At 81.2% G+C, this 516-nt stretch carries 1 protein-coding gene; it reads right to left on the reverse strand.

Annotated features, from left to right (window positions below; translation table 11 throughout):
* Positions 1–516: uracil-DNA glycosylase family protein (locus ABEB16_RS22585; protein ID WP_345714384.1), on the reverse strand; the 516-nt coding region annotated here is incomplete at both ends.

The following is a 516-nucleotide window of genomic DNA, read 5'->3' on the forward strand; positions in this document are numbered from 1 at the left end:
CGCCCACCCCAGCCGCCGGGCCGCCCCCAGCACCGACGCCCACGCGAACGCCCCCAGCGCCAGCACGACCCGCACGTCGGCCGCCACCAGGCGCAGCTCCGCGTCCAGCCACCCCGCGCAGGTGTCGCGCTCGGCCGTGCTGGGGCGGTTGTCCGGCGGCGCGCAGCGCACCGGCGCCACGATGCGGGTGCCCACCAGCCGCAGACCGTCCGCGGCGTGCACCGACCCCGGCTGCGAGGCCAGCCCGGCGCGGTGCAGGGCCGCGACGATCCAGTCCCCGGAGCTGTCCCCGGTGAACACCCGGCCGGTGCGGTTGCCGCCGTGCGCGGCGGGTGCGAGCCCCACGACGAGCACCCGCGGGCGCTCGTCGCCCAGGCTGGGCACCGGGCGGCCCCAGTAGGGCTCGCCGGCGTGCGCGCGCCGCCCGGCGCGGGCCACCTGCTCACGCCAGGCCACCAGCCGCGGGCAGGCCCGGCACACGCACGCCACGGCCTGCAGGTCGGCCGGGGTGGCCGC

This window comes from Kineococcus glutinatus (genome assembly GCF_039542765.1).
Lineage (GTDB): Bacteria > Actinomycetota > Actinomycetes > Actinomycetales > Kineococcaceae > Kineococcus_A > Kineococcus_A glutinatus.